Source organism: Salinigranum rubrum, from assembly GCF_002906575.1.
GTDB lineage: Archaea > Halobacteriota > Halobacteria > Halobacteriales > Haloferacaceae > Salinigranum > Salinigranum rubrum.
In genome coordinates, this window is sequence record NZ_CP026309.1 from 2,655,518 (window position 1) to 2,679,750 (window position 24,233).

The 24,233-nt window shown below is 56.9% G+C and carries 25 protein-coding genes and 2 pseudogenes; 16 read left to right on the top strand and 11 right to left on the bottom strand.

Features of this window, described 5'->3' with window-relative positions; genetic code table 11:
- From C2R22_RS13110 to C2R22_RS13120, 3 genes are all read left to right on the top strand, one after another.
- Positions 1-846 carry a carbohydrate ABC transporter permease gene (locus C2R22_RS13110; protein WP_245902758.1) on the top strand — a complete coding sequence of 282 codons (846 nt, stop codon included), beginning with the start codon at positions 1-3 and terminating at the stop codon, positions 844-846.
- Complete coding sequence (locus C2R22_RS13115) at positions 843-1,700, top strand: carbohydrate ABC transporter permease (RefSeq protein WP_103426153.1); 858 nt, start codon at positions 843-845, stop codon at positions 1,698-1,700. Before C2R22_RS13110 ends, C2R22_RS13115 begins: the two co-directional genes overlap by 4 nt.
- Positions 1,701-1,833: 133 nt before the next feature.
- Positions 1,834-2,982, top strand: coding sequence for an ABC transporter ATP-binding protein (locus tag C2R22_RS13120; protein WP_216824732.1), 1,149 nt, complete (start codon positions 1,834-1,836; stop codon positions 2,980-2,982).
- An 879-nt stretch (positions 2,983-3,861) separates the two neighbouring features.
- Here the strand turns inward: C2R22_RS13120 and C2R22_RS13125 are convergent.
- Positions 3,862-4,182 (bottom strand): ArsR/SmtB family transcription factor, encoded by a 321-nt coding sequence (locus tag C2R22_RS13125; RefSeq protein WP_245902759.1) that lies wholly within the window; start codon positions 4,180-4,182, stop codon positions 3,862-3,864.
- 241 nt (positions 4,183-4,423) lie between these two features.
- Here C2R22_RS13125 and C2R22_RS13130 point away from each other — a divergent pair, with 241 nt between their 5' ends.
- On the top strand, positions 4,424-4,945 hold the full coding sequence (locus tag C2R22_RS13130) for a GbsR/MarR family transcriptional regulator (RefSeq protein ID WP_103426155.1): 522 nt from the start codon (positions 4,424-4,426) through the stop codon (positions 4,943-4,945).
- Positions 4,946-4,976: 31 nt separating this feature from the next.
- Here the strand turns inward: C2R22_RS13130 and C2R22_RS13135 are convergent, their stop codons facing one another.
- From C2R22_RS13135 to C2R22_RS13145, 3 genes are all read right to left on the bottom strand, one after another.
- Complete coding sequence (locus C2R22_RS13135; RefSeq protein WP_103426156.1) at positions 4,977-5,528, bottom strand: hypothetical protein; 552 nt, start codon at positions 5,526-5,528, stop codon at positions 4,977-4,979.
- Positions 5,529-5,728: 200 nt separating this feature from the next.
- Positions 5,729-5,905 carry a hypothetical protein gene (locus C2R22_RS13140; RefSeq protein ID WP_245902761.1) on the bottom strand — a complete coding sequence of 59 codons (177 nt, stop codon included), beginning with the start codon at positions 5,903-5,905 and terminating at the stop codon, positions 5,729-5,731.
- A 353-nt stretch (positions 5,906-6,258) separates the two neighbouring features.
- On the bottom strand, positions 6,259-6,762 hold the full coding sequence (locus C2R22_RS13145) for an Lrp/AsnC family transcriptional regulator (RefSeq protein WP_103426158.1): 504 nt from the start codon (positions 6,760-6,762) through the stop codon (positions 6,259-6,261).
- Positions 6,763-6,931: 169 nt separating this feature from the next.
- On the opposite strand from C2R22_RS13145, the gene C2R22_RS13150 reads away from it, so the two are divergent.
- Both C2R22_RS13150 and C2R22_RS13155 read left to right on the top strand, forming a co-directional pair.
- Complete coding sequence (locus C2R22_RS13150) at positions 6,932-7,426, top strand: NAD(P)-binding protein (RefSeq protein WP_245902762.1); 495 nt, start codon at positions 6,932-6,934, stop codon at positions 7,424-7,426.
- The gene (locus tag C2R22_RS13155; protein WP_103426160.1) at positions 7,423-9,600 is read left to right on the top strand and encodes an amino acid permease; all 2,178 of its coding nucleotides are present in this window, start codon (positions 7,423-7,425) and stop codon (positions 9,598-9,600) included. Before C2R22_RS13150 ends, C2R22_RS13155 begins: the two co-directional genes overlap by 4 nt.
- 31 nt (positions 9,601-9,631) lie before the next feature.
- On the opposite strand, the gene C2R22_RS13160 is transcribed toward C2R22_RS13155, so the two are convergent.
- Entirely contained in the window at positions 9,632-11,266 is a 1,635-nt protein-coding gene (locus C2R22_RS13160) for a potassium channel family protein (protein WP_103426161.1), read from the bottom strand.
- A 56-nt stretch (positions 11,267-11,322) separates the two neighbouring features.
- A complete protein-coding gene (locus C2R22_RS13165) occupies positions 11,323-12,345 on the bottom strand; it encodes an LLM class flavin-dependent oxidoreductase (RefSeq protein WP_103426162.1) in 1,023 nt (340 codons plus the stop codon).
- Positions 12,346-12,525: 180 nt separating this feature from the next.
- Between C2R22_RS13165 and C2R22_RS13170 the strand changes: the two genes are divergently transcribed.
- Positions 12,526-13,167, top strand: coding sequence for an FAD-dependent oxidoreductase (locus C2R22_RS13170; RefSeq protein ID WP_103426163.1), 642 nt, complete (start codon positions 12,526-12,528; stop codon positions 13,165-13,167).
- 194 nt (positions 13,168-13,361) lie between these two features.
- Complete coding sequence (locus C2R22_RS13175) at positions 13,362-14,210, top strand: formate/nitrite transporter family protein (RefSeq protein ID WP_173862832.1); 849 nt, start codon at positions 13,362-13,364, stop codon at positions 14,208-14,210.
- A gap of 123 nt (positions 14,211-14,333) precedes the next feature.
- Here C2R22_RS13175 and C2R22_RS13180 read toward each other — a convergent pair whose 3' ends face one another.
- Positions 14,334-14,924 carry a TetR/AcrR family transcriptional regulator gene (locus C2R22_RS13180; RefSeq protein WP_103426164.1) on the bottom strand — a complete coding sequence of 197 codons (591 nt, stop codon included), beginning with the start codon at positions 14,922-14,924 and terminating at the stop codon, positions 14,334-14,336.
- Between the two features lie 184 nt (positions 14,925-15,108).
- Between C2R22_RS13180 and C2R22_RS27485 the strand changes: the two are divergent.
- Positions 15,109-15,243 (top strand): annotated as a pseudogene (locus tag C2R22_RS27485) (TetR/AcrR family transcriptional regulator); the annotation flags it as partial.
- A gap of 158 nt (positions 15,244-15,401) precedes the next feature.
- Here C2R22_RS27485 and C2R22_RS13190 read toward each other — a convergent pair.
- Positions 15,402-16,058 carry a helix-turn-helix domain-containing protein gene (locus tag C2R22_RS13190; protein ID WP_103426165.1) on the bottom strand — a complete coding sequence of 219 codons (657 nt, stop codon included), beginning with the start codon at positions 16,056-16,058 and terminating at the stop codon, positions 15,402-15,404.
- A 142-nt stretch (positions 16,059-16,200) separates the two neighbouring features.
- On the opposite strand from C2R22_RS13190, the gene C2R22_RS13195 reads away from it, so the two are divergent.
- Together C2R22_RS13195 and C2R22_RS13200 are read left to right on the top strand one after the other, a co-directional pair.
- Entirely contained in the window at positions 16,201-16,437 is a 237-nt protein-coding gene (locus C2R22_RS13195; RefSeq protein WP_103426166.1) for a DUF2249 domain-containing protein, read from the top strand.
- Positions 16,438-16,486: 49 nt separating this feature from the next.
- Positions 16,487-16,720 carry a DUF2249 domain-containing protein gene (locus C2R22_RS13200; protein ID WP_103426167.1) on the top strand — a complete coding sequence of 78 codons (234 nt, stop codon included), beginning with the start codon at positions 16,487-16,489 and terminating at the stop codon, positions 16,718-16,720.
- Positions 16,721-16,779: 59 nt separating this feature from the next.
- Here the strand turns inward: C2R22_RS13200 and C2R22_RS13205 are convergent, their stop codons facing one another.
- Positions 16,780-18,054 carry an RNA-guided endonuclease InsQ/TnpB family protein gene (locus tag C2R22_RS13205; protein WP_103426168.1) on the bottom strand — a complete coding sequence of 425 codons (1,275 nt, stop codon included), beginning with the start codon at positions 18,052-18,054 and terminating at the stop codon, positions 16,780-16,782.
- 163 nt (positions 18,055-18,217) lie between these two features.
- Positions 18,218-18,481, bottom strand: coding sequence for a DUF2249 domain-containing protein (locus C2R22_RS27490; RefSeq protein ID WP_103427675.1), 264 nt, complete (start codon positions 18,479-18,481; stop codon positions 18,218-18,220).
- A 243-nt stretch (positions 18,482-18,724) separates the two neighbouring features.
- Here C2R22_RS27490 and C2R22_RS26375 point away from each other — a divergent pair.
- From C2R22_RS26375 to C2R22_RS13230, 4 genes and pseudogenes are all read left to right on the top strand, one after another.
- Positions 18,725-18,898 (top strand): annotated as a pseudogene (locus tag C2R22_RS26375) (radical SAM/SPASM domain-containing protein); the annotation flags it as partial.
- 102 nt (positions 18,899-19,000) lie between these two features.
- Positions 19,001-19,309, top strand: a complete 309-nt coding sequence (locus C2R22_RS13220; protein WP_103426169.1) for a glutamyl-tRNA reductase — start codon at positions 19,001-19,003, stop codon at positions 19,307-19,309.
- A 133-nt stretch (positions 19,310-19,442) separates the two neighbouring features.
- On the top strand, positions 19,443-20,507 hold the full coding sequence (cyoE, locus tag C2R22_RS13225; RefSeq protein ID WP_103426170.1) for a heme o synthase: 1,065 nt from the start codon (positions 19,443-19,445) through the stop codon (positions 20,505-20,507).
- A gap of 184 nt (positions 20,508-20,691) precedes the next feature.
- Positions 20,692-21,171 carry a DUF7321 family protein gene (locus tag C2R22_RS13230; RefSeq protein WP_245902763.1) on the top strand — a complete coding sequence of 160 codons (480 nt, stop codon included), beginning with the start codon at positions 20,692-20,694 and terminating at the stop codon, positions 21,169-21,171.
- A 45-nt stretch (positions 21,172-21,216) separates the two neighbouring features.
- Here the strand turns inward: C2R22_RS13230 and C2R22_RS13235 are convergent, their stop codons facing one another.
- Entirely contained in the window at positions 21,217-22,203 is a 987-nt protein-coding gene (locus tag C2R22_RS13235; protein ID WP_103426172.1) for a transcription initiation factor IIB, read from the bottom strand.
- Positions 22,204-22,297: 94 nt separating this feature from the next.
- Here C2R22_RS13235 and C2R22_RS13240 point away from each other — a divergent pair, with 94 nt between their 5' ends.
- Positions 22,298-24,061, top strand: a complete 1,764-nt coding sequence (locus tag C2R22_RS13240; protein WP_103427676.1) for a cbb3-type cytochrome c oxidase subunit I — start codon at positions 22,298-22,300, stop codon at positions 24,059-24,061.
- Positions 24,062-24,233 lie beyond the last annotated feature (172 nt).

Genomic DNA, 24,233 nt, shown 5'->3' on the forward strand with positions numbered 1-24,233 from the left:
ATGCTCCTTCCGGTCCTCCTCATCATGGGGACGCTCGTCTGGGGCTCACTACTCGACGGCATCTGGATGAGTTTCCACGAGTTCAACTTCCTCGGCCAGCGCCAGTGGGTCGGCGCCGATAACTACCGATACGTCTTCGGATGGGACACCTTCTGGACGTCAGTTCGTGCGACCATCATCTTCGGTCTAGTCACGTTCTCGCAACTGGCAATCGCGCTAGTGGCCGCCGTGGCAGTGAAACACGCCCGGTTCCGCGATTACATTAGCGCCCTCTTCGTCGTTCCGTACACGATCCCAGGGTTGGTCTCCGGGACGCTCTGGGTGTACATTCTGCACCCGGACCTCGGTCCGATCCTGCCGTTGCTCGTGGATATCGGACTGCTCGACCAGACGATCTACTGGGGGACGCAGGGTGACTCGGCGATGGCCGTCATCATGTTCGCCGCGACGTGGGCGTACTGGCCGTTGGTGTTCATTATCCTCACCGCGTCGTTAGACGGCATCCCCGAAGAGCAGTACGAGACCGCCCGCGTGTACGGGGCGAGTAAGGTCCAGGCGTTCTTCCACATCACGCTCCCGCAGCTGAAAGGTGCGATCCTCGTCGCCGTCAGCTTGCGGACCATCTACAACCTCACCAAGGTAAGCCAGCCGCTCCAGATTACGGGTGGCGGTCCCGGCTTTGACACGTCCGTCCTCGGGATTCTCGTCTACCGGTTCACCGAGGGCTCACAGCGGTTCGGCCTCGCGATGACCATCGGCGTGATCCTGGTGCTGCTGACGATGCTCTTCGTCGTTCCGTACATCAGGTCGTTCGAACGCAACGCCGACACCGGAGGGATGGCATGAGGCTGAGCATTGACACGATCGGCGGCCCGACGCTCCATCTCGAGGACGTCTTGTTCAAGCTCGCCGTCTACGGTGTGATCGCCACGCTGGTGCTGTTGATCGTCATCCCACTGTTCGTCGTCGTCTCGGTCGCGTTCACGCCGACAAGCGAGTTGTTCGCGAATCCAACGCTCTGGCTCCCGACGAACCCGACGCTCGAGTGGTGGTCGATCGGGTTCGGTGAACTGCAGGAGGGTCTCTTCCACAGCTTCGTCATCTCGACCGGCACCGCACTCATTGCACTGGTCGTCACCATTCCAGGCGCGTACGTCTTCGGCCGGAAAGAGTTCGTCGGCAAACAGTTCGTGTTCTACGCGATCATCCTGTCGTTGCTGTTCCCCTCGATCGTTCTCGTCGTCCCGATCACGGCGCGTTGGCTCCAGTGGGGCCTGTACGATTCGTACATCGGGCTCTGGATCGCGTTCCAGATCTTCATCACACCGTTTGCGATCTGGATCCTCCGCGATTACTTCAGTAACCTCCCCGAGAACCTCGAGGAAGCGGCGCAGGTGTACGGCTGCACCGAATTCGGCGCCTTCGTTCGTGTCATCCTTCCGATTGCCAAACCCGCGCTCATCGCTGTCGGGTTCCTCGCGTTCCTGAACGGATGGAACGAGTTCCTCTTTGCGAACCTCCTCACCACGAGTAGCGGCGTCCAGCCCGCGATCGTCCAGCTGTACGCGACGTTACACTCCGGACAGGGCGAGAGCATCCCGTGGGCGATGCTGATGGCGCAGGCACTCATCATCGGGACGCCTCCCGCGATTCTCTACTTCGTCGCACAGAAGGGGCTGCGAGGTGCGTTCGGTCCATGAGCACCTCCTGGTGCAGTCCGACCGTGAGACCACACGGAACCCCTCGTTCGGTTCGGGTCACCGGTCAGAGTGGCCACCGTGGACGAAACGCTTATCTATGCACTTCGAGACCACTCCTCATGGTGACACGCGTATGAACGAGGCCGTCAGCGGCGAATCTGACCGGGAAACGCGAAGCGAAGCCGAGCGGGCTGCCGACCCAGTCATCCGGATCACCGACCTGCGCAAGACGTACGACGGTGGAAGCATCATCGCCTGCGAGAAAGTCGACCTCTCGATCAATCAGGAGGACTTCGTCGTTCTCCTCGGCCCGTCCGGCTGTGGAAAGACGACGACGCTCCGGTGCATCTCCGGCCTGGAAGTCCCCGACAGTGGCGAAATCGTCATCGACGGGGTGGACATGGTCGGCGTCAAACCGAAAGACCGGAACCTCGCGTTCGTCTTCCAGAGCGTCGCCCTGTTTCCACACAAGAGCGTTCGAGGGAACCTCCGGTTCGGGCTCGACATGTCGACGAAACTCTCGAAAGACGAGAAGAAAGAGCGCGTCGAAGACATCGCCCGGATGCTGGGAATCGAGGACAAACTCGATCAGAAGCCGAGTTCGCTGTCCGGCGGGCAGCAACAGCGCGTGAGCCTCGGACGGGCGATGGTGATGGAACCCGCGGCGTTCCTGCTCGACGAACCGTTCTCTGCGCTCGACGCGAACCTCCGAAAACGGATGCAGACGGAGATCAAAGAGCTCCAGCGCCGTCTTGACACGCCGATGGTGTTCGTGACGCATGATCAGGAGGAGGCGATGGCGATCGGCGACAAGATCGTCATCATGAACGATGGGCTCATCCAACAGATCGGTTCACCGTATGCCGTGTTCAACGAACCGACGAACCAGTTCGTCGCGGAGTTCATCGGCTCTCCCTCGGTCAACATGATTGAGAGCCGCATCACACCCACGGACGACGGATTCCGCTTGGAGAATGACGTGTTCTCGCTGCCGATCAACACTGAACAGTCCTTCAACGCCGTCACCGACGACGTCGTGATGTTCGGTATCCGGCCGCAGTACATCCACGTCGCACAGCCGGGTGAGGAGCTGTTCTCCGGAACGGTCAAGATCATCGAACCACAGGGCGACCGTGACACGATCTATCTCGACGTGGGCGGTCGCGAGATTCGAGCGGTCGTCCCGCAGAACACCGTTACCCCGGAACGAGAAGAACTCCCGCTCACCATCGAACAGGACAAGTTCTGGATCTTCGACGACCACGGAGAGAGGGTCCTCTGAGTGGCGGTTCCCGTCTCGACTCGCCGCAGTGCCACACGGGCATCCGCGTCAGTCAGTGACCCACGAGTGAGTCGTTGACTTCCTCCTGCTGCGCTGTGAGTCCGACGACTCACCCGCGTCATTGATTCGTTTCTGTTCGAAAATTAGATAGAAGTAATTGTATTATTCTTCTGCGTGCTACCGGCTACAGCGGGACTCGTTGCGCTCACGTAGACGCCGGTGATGTTTCCAACCGTTCTCCGGGTACACCGTCGATATCGAGTATTCTGTCCGACTCGTTGCCGACTGTTGAAGGACGCATGTGTGAGATCGCTTTGTCGAGACGAATCGTCACGAGCAAACCGAGCGTCTAGAGTGCGTTGAACCGTTAGACGAGATTTTTCAACTCGCACGTACGTGATTTTCCGTCCCCCACGCGACTGACGGGAGCGTGACCCGATCAAGGCGAGCAGACTGGGCTACTCGGCGTGGTCGCCGAAGACGCTCGCGGCGGTTTTTTCGATTTCGGAAGACGTGATTGTCGAGCGCGCGAGTCAGGTCGTTTAGAAAGTCCAATGAATTTGATTCTTTTCGGTAGATCGCAGTGTTTGCATCTCCGGCAGAAAGTACGTTCCACACCACCTCGTGACCGCGCTCTCAGTGTCGGTTGTTCACGCTGTAGGGTGGGGCGCGTTCTCGTCCCGTGCGGGTTCGGACGCTCCTCGTTGGAACGGGGAGAGTAGTGGCTTCGATTAGTCGTGGTCGTCCCAGTTACGATGCACAGGCCGTGCCACCGGCCGTAGCTCAGAGACTTTCGTGTCCGACAGTCGAATACTTCGTTATCTCGCAACAGCAAACGCACTCAGTCGATTGAGGAAACGATGACCGCCTCCGCGAAGATCAGTCGCCGGTGGTGTTGCACGACGGGGAGTTCGGAGCGCGCAGACGATCCGTCGGAGTAGACGTCGCTGACTCTCCGGTTCCGATCCGGAGTTCGAGACGGTTGCTCGTGAGTGCATAGACCGTCATCTCCTTGCCTTTCGAGGAGTACCACGTGCCAGCGTCGGTAACGAGATCTGCGTCGCGAAGTTTGCTCAGGTGGTAGTGAGCGTTCTGGACGGACGTATCCACGCGGTCGGCCACGTCCGATGCAGTCGCGGGACGGTCCGCAAGTGTGGAGAGGATTTTGCGGGCAGTCTCCGGAGCGAGCGACTCCAGCACTGCTGTCGACTCCTCGTCGCCGAGGACGAGGGCTGACCGAGATTGTGGCGTATGTTCGATGGAGGGCCGAAGTGGGAGCTGGTTTGACACGGTATCGTGCACCTCTGGGACCTGTCGAGCCGTCCGTTTCGTTTTGTTCGGCTCGTACCGAACAAACAAACCAAACAGTTTAATACTTACGCTTCACTGATGAGGATGATGGCTGGCAACCGAGCGCGTTTCCTTCGCGGTTTCTCTGACAATGACAGATGACGAGACAGCAGCCGTCAGGGAAGACGTGATCGAGTCGATCGAGCGCTCCGCGGAGGTGTATGGCCTCAGCCGGAGTGCCGGGCGTGTGTACGGAGTACTCTACTTTGCTGACGAGCCTCTTTCGATTTCTGAGCTCGTCGAAGAAACGGGCTACGCCAAGTCGACCATCAGCAACGTGACGCGCAAACTCACCCGAATCGGAATGGTTCATCGTCGATCGTCCGAGGGCGGTGGTCGTCGCGTTCGCTTCGCCCCCGAAACGGATCCGTGGTTCATCATCCAGGACGTGCTCCGACAGTACGTCGACCGCGAGATGGAGACGACGCAGCGGACGCTCGAGCGAGCACTCGCCGACCTCGACCAGCGGGACGGAGCCCACGTGGACCGCGACCGTGAGCGTATCGAAGAGTTATCCGAAACGTACGAACGCCTCCAGACCCTCCTTCGCCTGACGACGAACCACTCACCCGAGGAACTGATCTCCGCGATTCAAGCGGCAGACGAAGATTAGTACTCCGAGACGGACGGTCGTACCCAGAGGGTTACCACGAGACGGTGTACGTGCACTCGTCGTCACCCTTTCGGCGACACGTCTCGCCTCGTTCCTCGACGAAGACGAACGCCTCGATGGGCGCATATCGGCGAGCGACAGCGCGGATGAGCCCCCGGTCGAACGGACACGGATACGGATTCTCACACACCATCTTCCCGACCTGATCGTCGACCGGCTCGAATCGATACGCCCCACTCGTACTCCCGCGGTGGTTTAACTGGTAGGCGTCGTCGATCGCTGTGAGGCCCGCCTCGACACTCGAGACGCCTGAGGGCCAGTCGACGACATCCGGAATCTGTTCGCCGAGCCGATCGAGAATGTGCGGCTCCGTCGCCTCAGCAATCCTCTCGAACGTGTTCAGCCAAGCTTGTTGGGGATACCACTCGTCCGGCGAGGGGTCTTCGACGCCGTTGTCGGCCAGCGCGTCGAGTGCCAGCTGCTGGTACTCGTCGGAAAACCGCGTCAGAGCGTCGTCGACCACCGTTCGAATAGTCCGGCCGTGAACCTCGATATCTGGGTCGAACGCCTCGTACGTTGCCATTGTACAAAGTGTCTGTCCGGTTGTCAAAATCCCATCGACCGTTCGAGAGATGTCGCGGTCGTTCGAGACAGCTCCCGCGTCGACGCGATCTGCTTCATAATTGGGGGAGTAACGCGAGAGCCTTCGACACAGCTGGGCAAGGTCCGACTATCCGAAGAGGGAATCCGGTCATCAACAGTAGGCTGGGGGCGATGTGCTGCTCAGCATTCCAGACTCGATGTGGCGTCTACAGGGAGGTCGAACGCCGCCGCGTTTTCACGGCCGAACTCGCGCAGTTCGTCGATGTGTGCGCAGTACGACAGCGCCTCGGAGACGCTCGCGAGGGAGACGCCGAGCAGGTCCGCGACGTGTACAAAGGGTTGTCCACTATCGACCATCCAAGCCGCACCGTGTCGGACCTCGATTCGCGGGTTACCACCGAGAAATCAAGATGTGCTGTACGTCGCTCTGCCAATGATTCGTTTCACCGACTCGAACCGTCGATGGGACCGAGAGCGAGACTATCTCGCCGTTCGAGAGCGTATTTCTGGCGTTCGTCCCACCTGCTCCTCTTCGTGTGATTGGGTGATGTGAACGACCACGGGTCGGGTGACTCGTAGACCGCTCGCTGTGCTCGCTAGTGGCCACTTTCATCGAGCGTTGGAAACTCTCCGTGCTGTTCACCCTTCAGTCTCTATTAACTCAATACGAAGACGAGATGTATTTGTCGGGGATAAGACATTGTCCAATTCTATGACCGTATGTCGTTGTTTTGATCGTCCAATTCCTCATTTTCGTCTAAAAACCCGTGGTACGGACAGACGTACTCGTCGCGTATCAGTTGTTCGTCGACGATCTTGAGGCCGACTGCGTCCAGTTGTTTACTGATCCGATTGAGGTCGTCGTGGTCTTTCCCAATGGCGTTCACGTAGACGTTCCGTTCCCCCGTCATAATCTCGCGTACGGCTGTCACACCTCGGATATCCCGTGCCTCATTTGCGAGTTCATCTCGCTCTGGCACCGGTGCGGTACAGATAATCTTGGTGTACAGGGGATATCCGGCGAGGTCATAATCGATATCGATGTGATATCCTCGGATAATCCCACTCTCCTCCAGTTTGTTAAGGCGGGTTCGAACTGTACTTGACGACAGTCCGAGCTTCTCTGCGATATCTGTGGACGACGTCGCCCTCGCGTCCTGCTGGAGATAGTATAATATGTGCCGATCAACGGAGTCCAGTTCGCCGTCTTTCATCAATACTGACCGCTGGTGCGCCGGAAGAATATAGCCTTGGTCCGTTTCTTTGCTAGTGCTCCGCCATCGTTTTCTCGCCGTGCGTCCGTCTCTCCCCCACCGTCTATTGACGGGAGAGAATATTCATGACATTCATTTTGACGAGTCGTCAAAATAATCGGCTAGTTTAATGCCTTCCGTCATCAAAGTGAAGACGAAACACGTGAAATCCGTTCGATCGATACCGTTCGCACCAAGTATCATGATTCCAACTCGATCTCAGAGAGGCGGCGCGTCCAAGGAAGCGGAAGAAATCACCCATTACATTCTGGGCGGCGACCACGTCGGTGTCGCGATCGCCGAACAGCTAGAGGCGAACGGTCACCGGATAGCTATCGTCGATGAGTCGTATGACTCTCATGATATCCCCGGATTTGTCGGTGATCCATCGGCTCCCGATGCCCTTTCAGAATCTGGAGTAGGGGCCGCATCGACAGTCGTTGTTGCGACACGCTCGGACCGTCGGAACCTGCTTATCGCACAGCTCGTTCGCGCGCGGTTCGACGTTCCGCGGGTCATCACATTGGTAAACGATCCCGACCGTCTCTCGCTCTTTGTCGATGCGGGTCACGAACCGTTCTGTGTGACGACTGCGCTGTCTGAGACGGTCGGTGAGGCCATATGAAAGAACTGGAACGCGACTTGGGTCTGCCTTCCGTCCTCGCGATTAGTATCGGCGCGATGATCGGCAGTGGTATCTTTATTCTGCCTGCTCTCGCCCTCGAGATCGCGGGGCCAGCAGTGATTCTCGCATATGCTCTTGCCGGACTACTCGTCGTGCCGGCAGCACTTTCGAAGTCGGAGATGGCGACTGCGATGCCCGAGGCCGGGGGAACGTACATCTACATCGAGCGAGGGATGGGCCCGTTACTTGGCACCATCGCCGGCGTCGGAACGTGGTTCTCCCTCTCGTTCAAGGGCGCACTCGCGCTCGTTGGTGGCGTCCCGTACTTGCTCCTGTTGTTCGATCTGCCATTGAAACCGGTTGCGCTGGGACTCGCGGGCGTGTTGATACTGATAAACGTCGTCGGCGCGAAGCAGACGGGCCGTTTACAGGTCGCAATCGTCGTCGTCATGTTGGCTGCTCTCGGGTGGTTCGCCGCCGGGAGCGCACCCAGCGTTCAGTCGGCAAATTACGTGAACTTCTTCGCCGACGGACTCGGTGGACTCCTCGCTGCAACCGGGTTAGTCTTCGTTTCCTACGCCGGTGTCACGAAAGTCGCGAGTATCGCCGAGGAGGTAGAAGATCCCGGCCGTAATATCCCGCTCGGCATTCTCGGGTCGCTCGCGTTCACGACGGTCCTGTACGTGGCTATCGTGGCAGTCTTGGTCGGCGTGACGGATCCGGGAAGTGTCGCCGGTTCACTGACGCCGGTCGCGGTCGCTGCAGAGTCGACACTCGGTCAAACCGGCGTCGTCATCGTCATCCTTGCAGCGATCCTCGCGCTCATTTCGACGGCCAACGCGGGAATCCTCTCCTCGTCGCGCTACCCGTTCGCGATGAGCCGAGACAACCTCGTTCCGCCGTCTTTCTCGACCGTGAGTGAGCGATTCGGGACACCCGTGAACTCGATCACGCTCACCGGTGCGGTACTGTTGGTGCTCATCGCGTTCGTCCCGATTCTCGACATCGCCAAACTCGCCAGCGCGTTCCAGATACTGGTGTTCGGACTCATCAACCTGGCCGTTGTCGCCTTCCGTGAGGGTAGCGCCGAGTACGAACCCGAGTTCACCTCACCACTGTACCCCTGGGTGCAGGTCTTCGGTGCGATTACCGGGGTACTCTTGTTGACACAGATGGGGACGGTTGCCCTCGTCGGTGCCGTCGTGATCACCATCGGGAGCATCGGCTGGTACCTGTTCTACGTCCGCCCACGGGTGAGCCGAGAGGGAGCGGCGACGGACGCGGTTCGTCGTCGCGTCGGACGGAACGTACTCACGGAAACTCGATCCACTGTAGACGACACCCACCGTGAAGTGCTCGTCGCGCTCACAAAAAATCTCGATGAGAATCGGGAACGATCGCTCGTCGCGCTCGCTGCCGACTTGGTTCGTCCGGATGACGGTCGTGTGGTTGTCGTTCGGTTCGAAGAGGTCCCTGATCAGGCCCCCCTCACGGAGAATATGACGGTTCAATCGCCGTCCGATATCTCGTACGAAACGCGAATTGAATCGCTCTCGACCGAGTTAGACATCGATATTGAAGCTGACGAGATCGTGAGCCACGACACGAAACATGCGATCGTCAACTTCGCGGGCAATCGGGGAGTAGATACAATCGTCGCCGAACACGAGCCACTTCGGCTTCGGTCCCGACTGTTCGGCGATCCGATCGACTGGGTTGTTCGGCATGCCCCGTGTGATGTGCTTCTCGTGGATAATCTCGGATACGAACGGCCAGCGCATGTCGCTCTCTCCGGAGACGGTGGCCCGTACCCGCCGCTGTCAGTGAACGTTGCCGAAGCAATCGCCGCTGCGAACGACGGTGACATTTCACTCTGGTATCCTGCCGAGCGGAAGGACACTGCCCAGTACAAGCGGACGATCGATGACTACCAGTCCGAACTCTCCGAGATGCTCTCCGTTCCGGTCCGTGCGAAATCCATCAGAGCTGATGGGGGGAGGCCATCGAACTCTGATGTAGTAGTGCGTCGTGGCACCGACGAGAGAATGCGCAATATACTGTTCGATGACCGTCCGGTCTTCCCAAGCCCGGGATGTACGACGATCACTGTGTATCCCCGCGAGTCACGTCGACCACGGTTCGCACAGCGACTACTCGAACGCCTTACATTCTGACCTAATACGAGGGTATCTCGGAGCGTACACTTTAGGTCATCTGCTCATTGAATCGTCGGATTCCGTCGTCAGTACCGGCGATGACGAGTTCATCGTCGGATTCGACGCGGAGATCCGGACCCACGTCGGTGATCACGGTGCCGTCACGCTCGACACCGACGACTGTACAGCCGGTCTTCGATCGGACTAGTGCTTCGCCGAGCGTCTGTCCGACCAGCTTGGGGGCATGCGTGCGGACGACTTCGACCTGCTGATCTAACGACAGCACGTCTTCGTCTTCGAGGATGGTCGATGCGATCATCCGGCCGCTGACGGTGGCAAGTGAGAGGACGTAGTCAGCGCCGGCCCGGTACATCTTCTGGACGCTCTCTGTTTCCTCGGCCCTGGCGATGATCTCCGTCTGCGGACTCACGTCTCGAATCACGAGCGTGGCAAATTCTGCCGTCGTGTCGTCGGGCAGCGCCAGGATCGCCGACCGGGCACTGTCGATCCCCGCTTCTTGAAGGGTGTCCGGTTCGATCGCGTCACCGACGACGTCGACACCCTCCACTTCTGTCTGGTCGACCACCGTGTACGGCAGGCCGGCTTCATCGAAAGCACTAGTGATCGTGCGGCCGACCTGTCCATATCCGATGACGACTGTGTTCCCGCGGTCGAAGCGTCGCACCTCCGAGAGAGTGAGTTTTTTAAGCTGTTCGAGTTGGTCCTCACGTCCAGTGACGAGGAGCACTGTGCCGTTCGTGAGCGTCGCATCCGGGGATGGTGGGGTCTCGAACTCACCGCGGAACCACGCCCCGATGACGTTGACGCCCGCCTGCTCGCGAATCCCGCTGTTAGCGAGCGTCCTGCCCACGAGTCGACTGCCCCGATGGATCGGGAGTTCTGCGATCTCGAAGTCGTCGCCGATTTCGACCGCCTCTCCCAGATCGGCTGTGACGGATGTCGTTACTTTCGACGCGAGACTCTCGCCGAGGATCGGTCGCGGAGAGAGTACCTCATCGGCACCTGCGAGGCGATGATACGCCCTTCGATCGGGCTCCTCGACGACACTGATTATCGGCACGTCTTCGGCGACCTCTTGGGCGGTCAAGACGATACTTGCATCCACCTGGTCAGAGACGTCGGCGACGAGTGCCCGAGCGGCTGTGAGTCCTGCCTGTTCGAGACCAGCCACTGATTCGGGATCCTCGTGAATGACGCGATAGTCATCCTCGTAGAGTTCAGTCGCACGGTCACGATCCGGTTCGACGATGACGTAGTCGACGTCCCAAGATCCGAGTTCGGCGATGAGCGCCTCGGCACGGGGGGTGTACGAGCAGATGACGACGTGGTCATCGACTCCGTTGTCGACCGATTTCGGGACCGTCGTCGAGAGGACCTCCCCGAGCAACGGGAACGCCAATACGGGAAGCGCCATGAAGATGAGAGCCACGCCGGTGAGGTCCATCACGATGACTAGCGCGTTCATCTCGGGGCTGTCCCAGGGGGCATCTGACCCGAACCCAGTCGTGGTAAAGGTTTCAACAACGACCTGCAAAGAATGGAGGAACGTGAGATTCTCTCCTTCGTAGATTCGCATTCCATGATGATAGAGGACCGCGTAGATGAGCATCACCCCGATGAGAAGGAGCGAATAGAAAACAGTCCGTCGCTGCCATTTGTCCATACCGAGTGTCACACGGTCGACTCCATTAAACCATCATGAGTGAACGCGCTTCACTTCTAACGGAGTCCGACGCCATCGGCCAGTAATTCGTGCGACTGGAGCGCATCCTCGTGGTCTGCATGGATGTGTTGGATCATCACCTCATCGACACCGACACGGGCAGCGAGTTGCTCCAGTAGCCCGGCGAGCGTTCCCGGGCTACCCGAGATTGCACGCGGCCACTCGTTCGTGGAGAGCGTCGGAGGGGTTGGGTCGGGAACCCCACCGAGTTCGTCAACGGCTTCGTCGATGGACGGCCTCGTGCCGACGACACCGCGTTGCATACGCTTGTACGACGCCTCGGCCACGGCCCGAAGCCGCGCCGCCTCCTCGTCGGTCTCTGCACAGACTGCGTTGACAGCGATCATTCCGTGGGGTTCGTCGACACTGCCGGCCAGTGACGATGACTGGAACTGCTCGCGGTACGTCTCGAACGAGTGGGAAGCGAGCTGTGGTCGAATGAATGCCGCAAAACAGTACGGGAGCCCGAGTGTAGCTGCAATCTCCGCGCTCGACGGACTCGATCCAAGCACCCACGGAACGGGGACGTCCTTACCCGAACGGGGTATCTGTAAGTCGCTGTAGGGATGTCCGTCGGGATAGTCGTCGTAGAGATGGTTGACGACGGCTTCGATCTTCTCTGCATGATCCGCATCGGGATGCTGGACGTGTCGGTCCGTTCCGAGTGCCCGGTCAGCAGCAGGCGATCCGTTCGCCCGCCCAAGACCCGCGTCAATACGTCCCGGCGCGAGCGCGTCAAGTACACCGAACTGTTCGGCGACCTTGAACGGGCTGTAGTGGTTGAGGAGCACCGCACCGGATCCGAGCCGGATCGAGTCCGTTTCGCCGGCGAGATAGCCCATCAGCACTTCGGGAGCTACCCCAGCGATGGAGTCGGCCATGCCGTGGTGCTCGGCCACCCAGAACCGTGAGTAGCCGAGTTGCTCGGCCCGTTTGGCGGCCTCGACGGTGTTGGCGTACGCTTCTGTCCCCGTCCCATCGTTCGGAACGGGAGACAGATCGACGACAGAAAGGTCCATACTAAGGCTCGGGGATACCAAGGGTTAACGGTTTGGTTAGTCGCTTAGCCTGTATGGCCGAAATAATCGAAGTCTCATGCAGAGATTCGAAAGAAATATTCATCCATAATACGCCGCCCGTACCGGTTCTGAGGGTCTTGGATGAGACGGATGTTCGTACTAACTACTTAATTAGCGTCTGTGCCAGAGGTACTCGTTATCGGCGGCGGACCAGCGGGCCTCAGGACCGCATTGTTCACGGCGAAGAACGGCCTCGATACGACGGTCTTCGACACCGACGAGACGTGGATGCATAACGCTCATCTGTTCAATTACCCCGGAATCGGGTCGGCTGACGGATCGAACGTCAGAGTCACGCTCCGTGAACAGGTCGACGATTTCGATGTCGACCGTCACCAAGAGACCCCGGTCACTGCCGTTTCACCCACCGATGACGGATTCGTCGTCGAGACTGCTGATGCTGACAACGAGTATACGGCGGACTACGTCGTGCTCGCGACCGGGGCAAATCGTGAACTCACCGACGAACTCGACTGTGTATGCACCGACGAAGAGGTTATCGACGCAGACGTAACGATGGAAACGTCAGTCGAAGACGCCTACCCAACGGGTGCGATGGTCCGGGTCGAGGAGTGGCAAGCCGTCATCTCCACTGGTGACGGCGCGGCTGCCGCGCTCAATATCCTCACGAAAGAGAACGGCGAGCAATTCCACGACTTCGACGTGCCAGCGGTGGACTTCCTGTCGACATGGTTGTCGACCGCGTCCGCTCGCATCCGACCCTACTCGTGTTGTTCGCGTTCGGGTACACCGATCGCCTGACTGCCGGATTCTTCGCATTGACCGGCATTGTGTACTTCAGAGACACGTTCGGTATCGACGCCGCGGCTGCGAGAGTCACGCTGGCGTTGGTCTTCGTTCCGTTCGCGATGTTACAGGGTATCGAGACGGAGACCAGCCACCACAAGCGTGTTCACCCGTTGGGCTGTACGTTCGATGGCTATGAGGTTCGACCAATGACTTCCGACTCTGACCAGGGCCCGACCGGCGCTACGCTCTCGTCTCGTAATATCCTCGAACGGGAGATGGAGAACGCGCTCAAAGAGATCAACCGGCCAGTCAAAGGCGTGTTTCTCTCGGGAGTTTCAGCGGGCCTCAATCTGAGCTTTGGGGCGCTCTTCATGGCGATGGTCTTGACGTTTTCCGGTGGTTTCGACTCGGTGCTCACGAAACAGGTTGCACTGGCTGGTATCTCTGCGATCGCGTTTTTGTTCGTCGTCGTCGGGCAGACGGAACTGTTCACCGCACACACGACGATGGCGGTCCTCCCGCTGCTGGACGGCCGTGCATCGCTGGGAGAGGTCGCCCGTCTCTGGAGTGTGGTATACTCCGCAAATCTCCTCGGGTGTGCTGCATTCGTCGGATTGACCGCAGTGATTAGCTCGCAGATGGGAATCGCTGAACCGGCCTCGTTCGGATCGCTCGCCGATGCGCTCTTAGGGGTTCCCTGGTGGGTGATACTCCTCTCCGGTGTTATCGCCGGATGGTTGATGGGGCTGGCGACCTGGCTCTCAGCCGCGAGTCGGGATACAATCGGCCGAGTCGTGCTCGTGTTACTCGTAACAGCGTCGATCGGCTTCGGACCGTTTCACCACTCAATCCTCGGAACGACGGAAGTACTCTCCGCGATGGTTCTGACGGGGACTGTTTCCGTAACCGAGTTCGGGTCATTCCTGCTCTTCACTACACTTGGAAACGTCATCGGAGGCGCGATTTTCGTCGGCTTACTCAACTATGGTCACGTCGCACTGGCTGGCGAAGATCAGGATATCGAGTTCGAATCCAAGAGAGATGAGGACGCGTGATTTCCGGTCAGGAACCCATCCACGGATCTACGGTTCCGCTGTCCGAAAGGGCCCAGTAGATAAGATACCTCCCTCAAAAGCTCTGACGTCGCTCGATAGAGCGCGACTCGAGTGAGCGGCGAACTACCGTAACATCGCATCGACGTACTCACGTGCTGTTTGTCGTGCCGTTTCGAGCTCCGTGAGGTCATCCAACACCACTGCCCGAGTCCGGCCACCATCGACGATGGTCATCAGTGAGCGAGTTACGTGGTCAGCGTCGACGTCGTTGAACACGCCTTCATCGATTCCGTGGTTAACGACTGCTTTGAGCATATACCGAACGTATTCGTCGTTCTGCTGGAAGCGCTCACTGAACGTCGCCTTGTACGGCGCCTGACTCCGCATTTCTAGCAACGCAATAGAGAGGTCCGGGTTCTCCTGTGGTTTGACGAGGAGTTCGTCGAGCAGCAACTCCAGTCGTTCCTCCGGGTCGGTTGTATCGATGTGGTGAATCGAATCGACGAATCGTTTCAGGAGATAATCGAGAAAGGCCGCGAGGAGTTCGTCCTTCGTGTCGTAATAGTAGTGCACTGCAGCCGTGGATTTCCCGTATTCGTCCGAAATCCGTTTGATCGTGAGATCAGCGTATCCGTGTTCGCGTAGAGCCCGGTATGTTGCCTCCATAATCGCCCCCTCAGTTTCCGAGAACGTTCGGTCCGATGGTTCGGTCATTTGATGTCGAGTTTTACTTGTGGTTGGATAACGGTTGTGACCTGTGCGATGATTTCCAATATAGTTACCGTTCGATTAGTCTCTTTATTGCGGCTTTGGGGCGTAAATTAGACACTTGATGCAACTGTATGCGGTCTCCAAAACTCTTTGACTAACCAGTTAGTAAGTTAAGACACCAACCGCAATGGACGACGATACAGCGACTGAAATTCTAGAGGCGACGTATCGGTCTCTCTGCCGGTACGGACATGCAGACCTGACTCTCGAAACCATCGCTACCGAGGGAGACCGGAGCAAAGCAACCATTCACTACTATTACGTGCCATGGACGCAGGGCGAGTGAGCACGATTTGTTGATTGGTCCATAATCCCTTGAGTAGAGAGCAGGTTATCGGGGTCCCAACTGTTGACCGAAAGTACTCTCGTAACCAGAGCGCAGTCTGTGAGACGTTGCTCCTGTAGACATCAAGTATCATTTCATGGGCAGACCGATTCGATGGTCGCTTCATCGATATTCTCGAGAAACTGTTTCGTTATCTTCTCTTCAGCCCGGTGGAGCGTCTCGCTACACGTCGATTTGGCGAGCCCGATGTCTTCTGCAAGCTCAGTGAGTGAGCACTGACGAGGCGTGTCGTAGTAGCCGTGCTCGACAGCTGTGTGTACGAGACTCAGTTGCCGTGCTGTCAGTAATTGCTCAGGCTCAATGCGATGATGTACTTCGTTCACCGTGAACGGTATCCCGAATTCCCTCAGCTGGGTGCCGAGTTCGGAGAGACGGTGTTGTGGTGCCGTGATCTCCCATTCGGCCTGTCCGTCATTGATCGTAAACGGCATCTCCAGTGGAACACCGGAGTCCTGAACTGGAAAGAGCAAAAGAGGCATCGTCGTCTCGAACTGCAGGAGGACTGTGTTCTCCGACCGTTGCAGGATTTCGAGTTCAGTTACTGAATCGCTGGTCTGAACGTCGGTGACGATATCCATTACGTCGGAAGCTGTGATCTCTGCGAGGCCTACGCCGGAGTCCTCACCTGTAAGAGCAGCCAATATTCGTACACTGGCGTTCGGATGTCCTCGAGAGATATCACCAATCCAGATCCCGTTGGGGATCGTAATTGTGAGGTTGGCTTGTGGCATCAGACTTCGTCTATATGAATACAGGTCTGCAACCAATAAATATTGCCGAACATGTTCGCCCACCCCGACCGTTCGATTAAGTCTTTGATACACGAACATCATCGGCAGAATGAGTTTGTCAACTCATCACGAATGGAGGTATATGAATCCAGACGCAGCGGATGATAAGACTCGAAAATTAGATGCCAGGGACATCGATGGTGAACCTTTCGACCAGATTATGAGTGCACTTGATTCACTTCCCGAGGATGGTACGCTTGTCCTGATCAATAGCTTCGAACCAGAACCGCTCTACTCGGTGCTTGAACGGCGTGGATACACATATATGACGTCACAGGCAGCGGATGACGAATGGCGTGTGACGATCACCACAGCGTGAACATGTTCGGAACAATGCCTCTATGAGGACGAGTGGTATTGTGATGTGTATGTCCGATACAAGGCTTGATGTCCGAGATATCCCGCCAGCGGAACGGCATCCGAAGATCCACAGCGCCTTCGCCGAGCTCGAAAGCGGAGACAGTCTAACGCTAATCAACGATCACGAACCCAAACCACTGTTCTACGAGATGAAAGCAGAGGTCGAGGCGTTCGACGCCGATGGGTATACGGTCGAACACCGTGGACCGGCGGAGTACATCGCGATATTTCCGAAGAATTGACATCCTCCCGCGCCTGAAGACGCGGGAATCCCACGGCACCGCACCGCTGAGTTGGGATATTACAGTTCGCGGTTAGCAGCCTGTGCTCGTGGGGCGAAACAGCCCTCACTACGGTCGAACAGGTGAACCGCTGGCTGTGCCAACCAGCCGTTATCCCTATCGCCGCCATCTGTGGCGAGACTCGGGAGTACCTTTTGCCGAATACTCTCTGCACCATTCACGTCCGCGTTCGCAACCGTATCGCACTTCTCACAGACGTACAACCCACGTTCAACACGCTGATTGTCGTCGGTGTGGCCGCACGCCGAACACGACTTCGATGTATCGCGTTCCGACACCAACTCCATATCGATGCCTTCGGCTTTCGCCTTGTAGTCGAGCAGTGTCGTGAAGCGGTCGAACGCCCACCCATGCAAGTCGAGGTTGCCGTGGTCGCCCCAGTTGCGGGACTCACTGCTCACGTCATCTTCTCGGATACCCCCGAGATTGCCGACGACAAGGGTTCCGACACCCCGTTCGACACACTCCTCCACGATTGTTTTCGAGAGTGCGTGCAAGAAGTGTGTCCGGCGACCCGTTCGCTTGCGGTCAAGCCGAGTTGCTTCACGAGACGAGGAATCGTCGCACTTGGCTTTCTGCTTCAGGAAGTAGTATTCGTCCTCTTTGAGTGCACCGCCGGGGTACAACACTGAGTCACCACCGAAGGAGACAGCGGCGAAATTGCACATCCCGAGGTCAACACCAGCAACCTCGCTGCCCGTCGGTTTCGGGTCGATGACGGTGCGACAGACGAACTGAAGCTGCCACTCGTCGCGCGTGTAGACCGCACGAACCTGTTGAATGTCCCACTCGGTCAGGTCAACATCGGGGCGAATCTGGTACTCGCAGAGGATGAAGTCCGAACGGTGTTGTTTGAGGTTGCGACCTTTCGAGAGACGAACACGGGCGAACTGTGCGTCGTGCTTGAAGCCAGCCGTTTTGAACGACACGGTTGAACGCGGGTGGGAGTCTCCGTGTTTGCGGTAGCCAGGGGGTCGGGCACGGTCGTCGCCGTTCCGACGCTTACTGAACCAGCCGTTGAACGCTTCAGCGAGTTCTCGAAGAAATCGCTGACTGGATTGAGAATGTAAGTCCGTGTAGCGTTCGTGGCGTTTGAGTTCGGCTTTGAGTTCCCTGTCATCGGGAATCTCGCCTGTTTCGTCCCACTGTTCTTGTGCATAGTAGCGACCGACGTTCCAGAGTTTTGAGGCGGCCCATCCGAGTTGGTCGAGGTCGTCACGAACCTGTTGCTGAGTCGTAATCATAGCCTCGAATGTTCGGACGGTTCGACCCATTATCTGGATTCATAACCAGTCATGAATGTAGTTTTGATAATAGTGTCGGCTATCATGGAATATCCAGCCGTGCAAACGAGTGGTAATTTTGTGTAGGATGGTGTCGGATTCATTCTGACCCTAAAGGATCAGGTACTCTCCTTGATTTCGTATAATCGACCGGTCACCCGCGCCAGATGACCGTAGCGACGATCCCGTCCATCTCAAGCGTCTCGTACTCGTACCCACGGTCAGTTAATTTCGGGTACAGGTGTTGTGGCGCACGGTCGTTCAACTGAACGAGAACTGTGCCCGTGTCTAAGTCGGCTAACCGCTCTAGTGTGTTCTGAAGTGGCTGTGGTGGGGGCAGGTCTCTCGCGTCCAGCGTCTCCCATGGATGGTTGTCCGGCGCAGACGTCTTCGATATGATCGCGGGCGCGTCTATCATACCCGTTTGTCGTACCTGGCCAATACAGACGATTATCCCGAAGATGTTCAGGTGCTCGGGTATCTTATTGCCCGAGGGTGCCGTGGCGAAGTCACAGGACTCGATGTCGAACACGTTCGGCGCTTCGTTTTTCCTCGAAGGCACCGAAAGCGGCTTCATGACGAGTGGGTTTCATCACGTGCAGCGCTCGGAATACGATGAACGACTTAGGGAAATCATTACGAGTCCCTCCACGTATTCGCGATGAACTCACGAGAGATTGACACGACTCAGCGACCCTTCGTCCTCATTTGCGAACTCACTCAGGCGTGTGAATTAGCCTGCAAACACTGTCGAGCCGATGCCGGTATCCGTCGACATCCAGACGAGCTCACAACGGGCGAACGAAAGCGGTTTTTCGATGAGGCTCGCCGATTTTAGGGTAGTCAACTCGTCGTCTTGTCCGGTGGTGATCCATTGGTCCCCGCCCCCGACAGTCTCCCACGGGCCGTGACGTATCATCCGCTGATTGACCAAATAATGAACCCGAAATCGTCCTCGCCACAATCCGACCACGATGAGATCGACCCGGAGATTGTTCGGCAAGCGATTCGGGTTCGTGCCGAGGACATCAAACGACGAGAAGTCGAACGGGCATTCAATCGACTCGAAGCGTGTGGGACGTTCACCACCGAACAGCGTCAAATCATCACCCAAATGGCAACGACGATTACGGACGAGATACTGACAGCTCCGGAGTCGATGCTTGCAAAGGCCTCTGAATCCGATCCAGAGGCGGTACGCATCGCCATTGAACTCTTCCATCCAGATGGGAAACGACGGGAGTGAGACGAACATCTTCGGGAGAACATCGGAGTTGTCTGACTGGTTGGGTTAGAACGACAATCAACCAGATGATGGAGATGACCGATGCCACCATAGTCGAACATATCGCCGAAACAACCCGAAAAACACCGTCTCAATGAACAAAAAATCAGTCGCTAATCTGTGGTCATTGATCAAACCACGAATCGTTGCACTACTTTGTATAACCGGTGTCACAGCACTGTTTGCAGCCGGTGGAGCATCTCTCACAGTCGGTCTTGGGTTTACTGCTGCAGGAGCCTGTATCGCCGCGAGTGCTGCCGCGTTCAATTGCTACTACGATCGTAATCTCGACCAGTATATGAATCGAACTGCGGACCGACCTCTCCCGAGCGGCCGGCTCGATCCCAGGGTCGCGTTCGGCTTCGCAGTCGCACTGTTCCTCCTCGGAAGTGTAATCGCGCTCGGAACGCTTCCGATTACGTCCGTGGTGTACATGTGGCTCGGATTGGTCTCGTACGTCGGGCTGTATACGATGCTCCTGAAGCGACGCCATTGGATCGGTGTCGTTCTCGGGGGGTCCGCAGGATCGTTCCCTGTCCTTGCCGGCTGGACCGCTGTCGCCCCACTCACGTTGGAGCCGCTCTTGCTGGCACTCCTCGTGTTCGCGTGGACCCCCGCTCATGCTTGGGTGCTCGCGTACGTCTATCGGAGCGATTTCATCGCTGCTGACGTCCCGACACTTCCCGCAATCGCTTCAGTGAAACGTGTTCAGCGATCAGTGTGGGTCTCTGTGTGGGTGACGCTATTTGTCGCTGTGGTCGCGATTCCATTTACACGACCGCCGTATGCGATAACCGTCATTGTTGGAGGTACGTGTCTCGTCCTCGGCTATTCTCAGTTTTATCGAGAGGGAACGGAGGCTGCTGCTGTACGAGCGTTTTTTACCTCTAATCTTTTCCTTGCCACGGTATTTTTAGCATGGGGGCTCAGCGGAGTCGTCGATTCAGGTGAACTGCTGGTGCGTATGGGAGTAGTTATCGTCCTCCCGTTTGCGTTCTATCGTCTCTGGACGCTCGGTCTGTCGCTTCGGGGCGTCAACGGGGCTCCCGGCAACGAGCCGAGTCGACTCACCAGCTTGCTATCGAAAAAAATCAACCGGCCATCGGGTGAACGTGTTCGGGAAGACTTCACGGTCGATTCCGACACGCGCTCCGAGTGAGGAGTGATTCTGCCGATCATAACGGTTACTGAGCGAACAAAGAACAGACCTCTCGAACCATGTCTGCATCAACCGCTGTGAGGAGACGATCACTATTCGCGAGACTCCGAGAGATGTCTCAAACACGCTTCTCCCGATGATGTTCGGATATATGACCATACGGCTTCCGAGAGACGGTCACGATGTGGTTTCAGATTTCGTCATTGCATCGTCCACACTCGGAATGATAACGATCAGTTTAGGGTTCTACATCTATGGATCCTGGCTGATAATAACTTCAGACCCTGTAACGTGGAGGGTATTATCAAGACATCTCCAGTATATCTCAATCGGGCTTGTCCTCACCACAGCCCCACTTCTCGGCTGGATGTTTCCTAGGTTGCTCTCCCGATTTGGAGGCATCCTTACGATACACGGCATTTTGGGACTCCAAGCATACGCATTTCTTCTATTTGCTGTCTCAGGAATCGTTCCAATCATCCGTGTCAAAAGACGACACGAATTATATACCGGCCAAGGCGCGGATGTGGTGATAGACGACCTTCACGAAGATATCCGCACCTGGCGAATCCGCCTCCGTATCGGAATAGTCGGCTATCTCACCTTCTGGGTTGGCTCGTATTTCCTCGGTGGCATATACTACCTCAACCGGTATCTCCTGTGATGATTATGGAGCTAATTCGAAGGCTCGTCGTCTATGCCACCTAAGTCATTCTTGAGCTTCGAGGAGTTCTGGGTACCGTTTACGAATCGTGACAGTACTCACTTGAGTCACTTCGCTGACTGCATCTTGTGTGACGGTCTCGTTTGTGAGATGCGATGCCGCGTAGAGAGCTGCAGCAGCGAGACCGACCGGACTTTTTCCGCTGTGTACCCCCTGTTTCGCTGCGGTCTCAAGCAGATCACTCGCAACGGTTTGTGCTTCTTGACTGAGGGCTAACTCTGAGGCAAATCGTCGGATATACGCAGAGGGTTTGCTCGGAGCAATCCCGAGTTCGAGCTCACGGGAGAGATATCGGTAGGCCCGTTGAATACGGAGCCTGTCAACACGGCTGACGCTGGAGAATTCAGCGAGGCTTCGAGGATTGCCCTGTTGGCGAGCGGATCCATACAGACAAGCAGTCGCCATCCCTTCGATTGAGCGGCCGGGGAGGAGGTCATCTTCAACTGCTCGTCGATAGAGCACTCCCGCAGTTTCCCGGACCGGGTCTGGTAAGCTAAGGGCACTCGCCATGCGGTTGATTTCACTCAGTGCATGCTTGAGATTCCGTTCGTGAGCGTCCTTCGTTCTGAACCGTTCGTCCCACGTCCGCAGTCGCTGCATCAACTTCTGCTGACGGGACGTGATCGACTTACCACGGGCGTCAGAATCTCGCCAGCCAATCGTCGTACTCAGCCCCTTATCATGGAGTAGATTCGTCATCGGTGCCCCAACACGACTTCGTTCGTCTTTTTCTGTCGAAGTGAACGCCCGCCATTCTGGGCCGTGATCAATCGACTCTTCATCGACTACTAACCCACAGCCTTCACACACAATCTCGGCTTGATTAGCCACGTAGATGAGATCCTCGCCACATTCTGGGCAGTAGGAATGTCCTTCTGGTTGATGTCGACTGGCATCTGACTCAAACGCATGCGAATTCTGACGTTCGCCATCGATACGATTCGTATCTTTGATCTGCCACTCTTGACTCATCTGTGTACAGGAACCATCTGTTGGAACACTCTTCACGTTTGAACCGAAGATGTTCCCGATAACCACCATAGAGCCATACAAACAACCGCACGACATGGAGATCGGAACCGGTCAACTCGTGCTCGCAGGTGTAATGGGGCTCTTCCTGATTGTGGTTTTTCGGTGGGTAATGCACGTTGAGAAGTGGCGTTCGTATTCGGTATCTGCCAGCGGGACAGAGACAGATCAGCACGAAACGAAAGTCCAAGAGAAACCGAGCGGCCTCATTCGTTGGCTTACAACTGTCGATCACAAAGACATCGGTCTCATGTATGGGACGTTTGCGCTGCTGTCCTTTGCGTGGGGTGGCATTGCCGTGGTTCTACTGCGGACAGAGCTCGCCACACCACCAGCAGATCTTCTCGGAGTTGGATTCTACAACGCTCTCATGACAACACATGGAATTACGATGCTGTTCTTATTCGGAACGCCGATGCTGGCAGCCTTCTCGAATTATATGATCCCGTTACTGATCGGTGCCGATGATATGGCGTTCCCACGGATCAATGCGATCGCATTCTGGCTACTACCTCCCGGAGCACTGCTCATCTGGGGTGGGCTAATACTCGAGCCACTGAACATCGGTATCGAAGGGGCACAGACTGCGTGGACACTGTATGTCCCCCTTTCGATTCAGCAAACGAATCCAGGTGTCGATTTGATGATCCTTGGATTACATCTAACCGGGGTGAGTGCCACTATGGGGGCGATTAACTTCATCGCGACAATATTCACAGAACGTGGTGAGAACGTAACGTGGGCGAACCTCGACCTTTTCTCGTGGACGGTACTCGTCCAATCTGGTCAGATCCTCTTCGCATTTCCGCTGCTTGGAAGCGCCCTCGTCATGTTGCTCCTCGACCGAAACTTCGGAACCACGTTCTTTACCATCGACGGCGGCGGCCCCATCCTGTGGCAGCATCTCTTCTGGTTCTTCGGCCATCCGGAGGTCTACATCCTCGTCATCCCGCCGATGGGCCTGATCAGTTATATCCTCCCACGGTTCACCGGACGGAAACTGTTCGGGTTTAAATTTGTGGTTTATTCCACACTTGCACTTGGTGTATTGAGTTTCGGGGTCTGGGCACATCACATGTTCGCAACCGGCATCGATCCACGAATCCGGGCGTCGTTCATGGCCGTGTCGATTGCAATCGCGATACCCAGTGCTGTCAAGACTTTCAATTGGATGACGACGATGTGGAACGGTAGCCTTCGACTCAAAACACCGATGCTGTTCTGTGTCGGGTTCATCGCCAACTTCATTATCGGCGGTGTGACGGGTGTTTTCGAGGCTGCAATCCCGGTTGATCTCGTTCTCCACGACACGTATCACGTCATCGCGCACTTCCACTACGTCATCATGGGCGCAATCGCGTTCGCGATTTTCGCGGGTGTCTATTACTGGTTCCCCTTATTCACCGGAAAGTGGTACCAGCAGACGCTCGGGAAGTGGCATTTCTGGCTCACAATGATCGGAACGAATCTGACCTTCTTCCCGATGATCCTCCTCGGTTACGGCGGCATGCCACGTCGATACGCCAGTTATGACTTGACCGTGGGTCCAGTCGCCTACTTTACTGATCTCCATCAACTCGCCACCCTCGGTGTGTACATCTTAGCCGTCGGCCAACTAATCTTCGCGTGGAACATCGTCACGTCGTGGCTGGAAGGTCCGGAAATAGTAGATGGCGATCCATGGGAACTCGGTGAAGTCGGGATGGTCACCAACGAGTGGCACTGGCTCGACAGAAAGCGAGAAACAGCACTCATGGACGGGGGGACCAATATGGAAAACGAAGATCAATCTACAGAATGATTTGAACTGCGTCACGTGGAACTCACAGTAGCCCGTTACAATGAGCTCGCAACAACCGTCATTCGAGGCTGGGGAAAGAGCAGAAGACCCTAAATCACCGCACCAGAGACGTCTCGAAGCAAAGCGTGCTCGCGCTCGGTTGGAACGAGTGCAGACCAATTCTCGTCGACTA